This is a genomic window from Deferribacterota bacterium (assembly GCA_034189185.1).
Classification (GTDB): Bacteria; Chrysiogenota; Deferribacteres; order Deferribacterales; family UBA228; genus UBA228.
In genome coordinates this window covers 1-6,039 of the sequence record JAXHVM010000110.1, presented here as the reverse complement: position 1 = coordinate 6,039, position 6,039 = coordinate 1, and the positions used below count along the sequence as shown (strand labels likewise).

Sequence of the window (6,039 nt, the reverse complement as noted above, 5' to 3'; positions counted from 1 at the left end):
AGAGACTAAATCCTTTATTGTTTTTTTAACATCCCTTTCTGATTCACCTAAGCCCAAAATTAAAGATGACTTTGTTAATATAGAAGGCTTTTTCTTCTTTATATACTCTAAAATATTTAATGATCTTTTGTAACCCGCAATAGGTCTAACTACTGGGTAAAGGGCCTCAACAGTCTCTAAATTATGTCCTATTACCACAGGTTCTGCAGCAATTACTAAATCAATTGAGTTTCTATCTGATTTAAAATCTGGCATGAGAATCTCAATTAATTGATAACCACTTGTTTTCAATTTATTTATTACATAATATATATAAGCTGCACCCCCATCAGGTAAATCATCTCTTGTTACAGTTGTTAAAACAATATAATTTAGATTTAGGTTATGGACTGCTTTTTTAACACTCTCGGCCTCTCCATAGTCTAAATTAGAGGGCTTTCCCTTTTTCACAGAACAGAATCCACAATTTCTAGTACATACATCCCCCATTAGCAAGAAGGTAGCTGTTTTTTTACTATAACATTCAGAGATATTTGGACAATCTGCATTCCAACAAATAGTTGAAACCCCACAATTATTAAACAACTTATGTAGCCAATGCATCTCTTCTAAATTAATATTGACCTTTAACCAACTAGGTATTGACATAACTTATATTAAATAAATCCTCTATTATTGGTATTAATTGAGTTTTTAAGTCATTGACTGAGACTTTAAGACCTTCTTTTTCTAAAGAAGTCACGCCAAATTCACTAATACCACAAGGGGTAATATAGCTAAAATAGTTTAAATCTACATTAACATTAAAGGCAATGCCATGCCATGTAATCCAATTTCTACAAGCAATACCTATAGAAGAAATCTTTTCATTGCCTATCCACACACCAGTATACTTTGCCTTTCTACCAGCTACTATATTATATAATTTCAGCAATCTAATAATAGCCTCTTCCAACATCTCGATGAATAGATGTAAATCTCTCTTGAAATAATTTAAATCTAGTATTGGATATACAACCAACTGACCAGGCCCGTGGAATGTAATATCACCGCCTCTATCTATAAAATATAGATCTGCCAGCTGTTTTAAATAGTTAAAATATTGTGGATCTTTTTTACAACCCTTACCAATGGTATAAACGGGGGTATGCTCTAATAAAAGAAAGACTCCTTTTAATGCCCCTTTTTTAACTAAATTAATATAATATTTTTGTAGATTTAATCCATTATCATAAGAAATAATACCACAATCTTTAAAATGATAGTTAAAAGCCATAATCTAAATTATATTTTATTAATAGGGGCATCCAACAAATCCTCTGCAGCTTCCTTAATACCCTCAGAAATGCTAGGATGGGCGTGTATTATTTCTACAAATTCATCTACTGTATACTCTGACTGAATAGCAACAACAGCTTCATGTATTATCTCACTGGCACATTCACCAACAATTGATACCCCAAGTAACTCATTGTATCTCTCATCTGCAATAATCTTAATTAAACCCTCTGATTTTGCCTCCAAAGCTGCCTTTGGTAAAATAAAATAAGGGAATTTACCTACTTTTACCCTGTTATATTTTTCTTTAGCCTCACTTTCACTTAAACCAACCCATGCAACCTCTGGTTTTGTATATACACAGGCAGGCACAGCCTTTAAATTAACAGGCTTTTTTAATCCTGCAATGTTACTAGCAGCAATAATGCCTTGATATGAGGCAACATGTGCTAGTTGATAAGAATTCACAATATCGCCTATAGCATATATATTATCTACATTAGTCTGTAAAAAACTATTTACAGCTATATATCCATCATTAAATAATTCGCTCATATTTTCAAAACCAGTATAATTTGCTTTTCTGCCTGTGGCTATCAGAATCTTATCAAAATTAATATCAATTTTATCATTATCAGTTAAAATAAAGGCAGTAGAATCTTTAATTTTTTCTATCTTAGAATGGGTGTAAAAAACAACACCCCTTTTTTTCAGGCTCTCATATATGACCTCTACAATATCCCTATCTAAGAAAGGAAGAATTTCAGGTAATAATTCGACAACTACTACCTTAGATCCCAAAGAACTAAAAATATATGCAAACTCTAACCCAATAACACCTGCACCCACAATTAATAATCTAGGAGGGATCTCATTTAATGCTAAGGCTGCCTCACTATCTAAGGTCTTTATACTATCTAGACCATCTATTTCAGGCATAGCCAGTTTAGATCCCGTTGCCAATATAATGTTTTTCCCTTTTAGTTTTTTATCTCCTACTCTAATAGCCTCTTTATCAATAAGGGTTGCAAATCCTTTATAAATATCAACATTGGCATTCTTTAACAAAGCCTCAACACCTTTTGAGAATTTTCTTACAATCCTATCCTTAAAAGCCATAAGTCTAGTAAAATTGAAATCATAATGTGCATCTATCCCAAATACTTTGGCCTCGTCAAAGGTATTTATAATATTCGCTGCATGACACAATACTTTAGTGGGTATGCATCCTCTATTCAAACAGGTACCACCCAAATCCCTTTCTTCAACTATCGCTGTTTTTAAGTGTAGTTGAGAAGCCCTGATTGCAGCAGTATAACCACCTGGACCTGCACCAATAACAATTAGATCATACATTTTAGCCCTCTAGGTGAGAAAACATTTTAAAGGATTTTCTATATTTGTCTTTAATATACTTAAAAATTTAGCACAATCTGCACCATCTATCACCCTGTGATCAAATGAAAGGCTAAACTTTAAAACTTTTACCTCTCTTACCTCTCCATTAGAAAGGATTAGTTCACTATCAATAGTATTTACACCTAATATAGCGGATTGACCAGGGTATATAATTGGTGTAAATGAGTCTATACCATACATACCCAAATTAGTTATAGTAAATGTTCCACCTTCTACATCATCTAAGGTTAGTTTAGACTCCCTGGCTTTCTGGGCTAATTCTTTCACTGTCTTTACAAATTGGATAAAACTTAGTTTATCTGCCTTTTTTACTATTGGCACTATAAGACCACTATCTGTAGCTACAGCTATACCTAGATTAATATCTTGATAGTAGATTATCTCATCATCTCTAAGGCAAGCATTTATTGAAGGGAAAGTCTTTATAGATTCAATTACAATCTTCGATATTAGATCGTTGTAGCTTAATTTAATATCTAATACAGTTTTTAACTCCTCTCTAAGGGAGATTAGTTTATCTACATTTACCTTTATATGTTCAGTAACGTGTGGTATTTCTCTTGCAGATTGGAGCATTCTACTGGCAATAACCTTTCTAATACCCGTTAATTTTATACTTTTGTAACCTACCTCTTTTTCTGGCTCTCCATATTCCTTTGGCTCTTCTAACTTTTGTTTATCCTTACTTTTTAAGTAATTCTCTACATCACTCTTTGTGATGCGCCCCCCTGGACCTGTAGCAGTAACAAGGGTTAAATCAATATTATGCTCTTTTGCTATTTTCTTTGCTACAGGGCTTGCCTTTACCTTGGTCTCTTTAGATTTTTCAGGGGTTATTTTACTTTGTTCATCCTTTTTGGTCTCCATATCCACTTGAACTTCTTCCCCCTCTAATGCAATAACCCCTATTGTCTCACCTACTTTAATGGTTTCACCTTCGCCTGCTACAATCTTTATTAAGATTCCATCAACCTGTGCCTCAACAACATTTGTAATCTTATCAGTGGTTATCTCAGCTATAGCTTCACCTTTTTTTATCTTATCACCTTCCTTTTTAAACCACTTGGTGATAGTACCTTCCTCCATTGTAAGACCTAGTTTTGGCATTACTATATTATGTGGCATCTATACTCCTTTAAAAAAATGATTTTATACCCTTTTCAATATCACTTGTTGAGGGTAGATAGTAATCCTCTAAAACCTTAGAGAAGGGAACCGGTGTGTTAATTGAACCAATCCTTACAATAGGGGCATCAAGATTATCAAAGGCCTCTTCTGCTATCAAAGCTGATATCTCAGCTGAGAAAGCACCCCTTCTATTTTCTTCAGTAACAATAACTACTCTATTTGTCTTTTTGATTGAGTTAAAGATGGTTTCCTTGTCAAAGGGAAAGAGTGTCCTAGGATCAATTACTTCACAGCTTATACCCTCACCTTCTAGTTTGTTTGCACACTCTAATGCTTTTAATACACAAACCCCTGTTGCAATAACTGTAACATCGCTTCCTTCTTTTTTAATATCAGCTTTACCAAACGGTATGGGGCTAAATTCTTCATCTACCATCCCCTTTGATGCATATAGCATTTTATTCTCAATAACTATTGTTGGGTTATCATCTCTGATTGCAGAAAGATAAAGCCCTATTGCATCATTTGGTGTTGAAGGATAGGCTACCTTAAGCCCTGGGGTGTGAACAAGCCAAGCCTCTAAACTCTGGGAGTGCTGGGCAGCACCCTGTATACCTGCCCCTGCTGCACATCTAATTATTAAAGGTAGGGTAATTTTACCCCCAAACATATACCTCATCTTAGCAGCCTGATTTACAATCTCATCCATAGCAACTGTTATAAAATCCATAAACATAATCTCTGCAATAGGCCTTAAGCCTGTAGCTGCAGCACCCACTGCAGCCCCTGCTATAGCCTCTTCTGATATTGGGGTATCCATTACCCTTGAAGGGCCAAATTCCTTAAATAACTTTTTTGTTACACCAAATACCCCAATTGATACATCCTCACCTAATAAAAAGACATTTTTATCCCTTCTCATCTCATAGGCAATAGCCTCACAAATTGCTTCTGCAAATCTCATCTCTTTCATTTTCTTGCCTCCTCAATTAAATCAGTATATACATCTTCCAAGGCTTCTTCTGCTACTGGATAGGGACTAGATTTTGCGAATTCTACTGCCTCATCTATCTCTTTATTTATATTACTTGTAATATCTTTTAACGTTGAATCCTCACAAATATTATTATCTAATAGGTATTTTTTTAATCTATCAATGGGGTCTTTCTTCTTCCACTCTTCTATCTCCTTTTTATCTCTGTAGTTCTGAGGGTCACCCTCAAAATGACCTCTCATTCTACATGTCTTACACTCTATTAAGGTTGGCCCTTCTCCACTACGAGCCCTTTTTATAGCTTTTTCTGTTTCACTATAGACTGCAAATATATCATTGCCGTCAACAACAACACCTGGTATAGCATAAGAGCTAGCCCTGTCAGCAATATTAGAGATCTTTTGATGTTTATTTTGAGCCATAAATTCACCGTACCTATTATTTTCACAGACAAAGACAACAGGTAAATTCCAGATAGAGGCTAGATTTAGTGCTTCATGGAAAGATCCTCTATTTGTTGCTCCATCTCCAAAGAAAGATACAGCAACTTGATCAGTGCCTCTATATTTAATTGATAGGGCTGCACCAGTAGCTATTGGTATACCAGCTCCTACAATGCCATTGGCACCAAGTATCCCCTTTGAGGCATCTGCAATATGCATAGAACCACCTTTGCCCTTACAATAACCAGTAGCTTTCCCATATAGTTCAGCCATCATAAATTTGACAATACCACCCTTAGCAATTAAATGACCGTGACCTCTATGGGTTGAGGTTATATAGTCATCATCACTTAATTGCTGACAAACACCCACACTAACAGCCTCTTCTCCCACATAACAATGGACAAAACCAAATAGCTCACCTCTAGCAAAGAGCTCTATTACTTTCTCTTCAAAGGCCCTAATGCGGAGCATTTTTTCATACATTGTTATTAAATCATTGTTTGGGATATTCATGCTTTGCTCCTTTTAAAAATTTTTAATATTCTAGTATTTTGATTATATAGTGCTTCTTTAGTTTGTGCCAATTCACTCAATTAAAAAAGGCATATTTATACACTTTTTATTAAGAGATAAAACAAATTTTATTGCCTACATTATTACTTTACTAATACAACATTTACTGCTTTTGTAAGAGCAACTACCTCATCTCCAATATCTAAATTCAATTCCTTTAAGGAATCTAATGTCATAACCGATGTTATAGTTAGATCAGGT

The 6,039-nt window shown here is 34.6% G+C and carries 7 protein-coding genes; all 7 read right to left on the bottom strand.

Translation table 11 applies throughout. The features are described 5' to 3' along the window. A partial coding sequence (locus tag SVN78_07700; GenBank protein ID MDY6821487.1) for a lipoyl synthase occupies positions 1-648 on the bottom strand: 648 nt, incomplete at its 3' end. Continuing rightward, positions 635-1,276, bottom strand: a complete 642-nt coding sequence (gene lipB, locus SVN78_07695; GenBank protein MDY6821486.1) for a lipoyl(octanoyl) transferase LipB — start codon at positions 1,274-1,276, stop codon at positions 635-637. The genes SVN78_07700 and lipB, both read right to left, overlap by 14 nt. 8 nt (positions 1,277-1,284) lie before the next feature. After that, a complete protein-coding gene (gene lpdA / locus SVN78_07690) occupies positions 1,285-2,634 on the bottom strand; it encodes a dihydrolipoyl dehydrogenase (GenBank protein ID MDY6821485.1) in 1,350 nt (449 codons plus the stop codon). A 9-nt stretch (positions 2,635-2,643) separates the two neighbouring features. Continuing rightward, positions 2,644-3,822 (bottom strand): dihydrolipoamide acetyltransferase family protein, encoded by a 1,179-nt coding sequence (locus tag SVN78_07685; GenBank protein MDY6821484.1) that lies wholly within the window; start codon positions 3,820-3,822, stop codon positions 2,644-2,646. A gap of 10 nt (positions 3,823-3,832) precedes the next feature. Next, entirely contained in the window at positions 3,833-4,798 is a 966-nt protein-coding gene (locus SVN78_07680; protein MDY6821483.1) for an alpha-ketoacid dehydrogenase subunit beta, read from the bottom strand. Next, positions 4,795-5,778, bottom strand: a complete 984-nt coding sequence (gene pdhA, locus SVN78_07675; protein ID MDY6821482.1) for a pyruvate dehydrogenase (acetyl-transferring) E1 component subunit alpha — start codon at positions 5,776-5,778, stop codon at positions 4,795-4,797. Before pdhA ends, SVN78_07680 begins: the two co-directional genes overlap by 4 nt. A 143-nt stretch (positions 5,779-5,921) precedes the next feature. Further along, positions 5,922-6,026 (bottom strand): TOBE domain-containing protein, encoded by a 105-nt coding sequence (locus SVN78_07670; GenBank protein MDY6821481.1) that lies wholly within the window; start codon positions 6,024-6,026, stop codon positions 5,922-5,924. Between the last annotated feature and the right edge of the window lie 13 nt (positions 6,027-6,039).

Coding starts and splice junctions, on each gene's coding strand:
- lipB (MDY6821486.1), bottom strand. CDS start 1,276: ATGGCTTTTAACTATCATTTTAAAGATTGTGGTATTATTTCTTATGAT.
- lpdA (MDY6821485.1), bottom strand. CDS start 2,634: ATGTATGATCTAATTGTTATTGGTGCAGGTCCAGGTGGTTATACTGCT.
- SVN78_07685 (MDY6821484.1), bottom strand. CDS start 3,822: ATGCCACATAATATAGTAATGCCAAAACTAGGTCTTACAATGGAGGAA.
- SVN78_07680 (MDY6821483.1), bottom strand. CDS start 4,798: ATGAAAGAGATGAGATTTGCAGAAGCAATTTGTGAGGCTATTGCCTAT.
- pdhA (MDY6821482.1), bottom strand. CDS start 5,778: ATGAATATCCCAAACAATGATTTAATAACAATGTATGAAAAAATGCTC.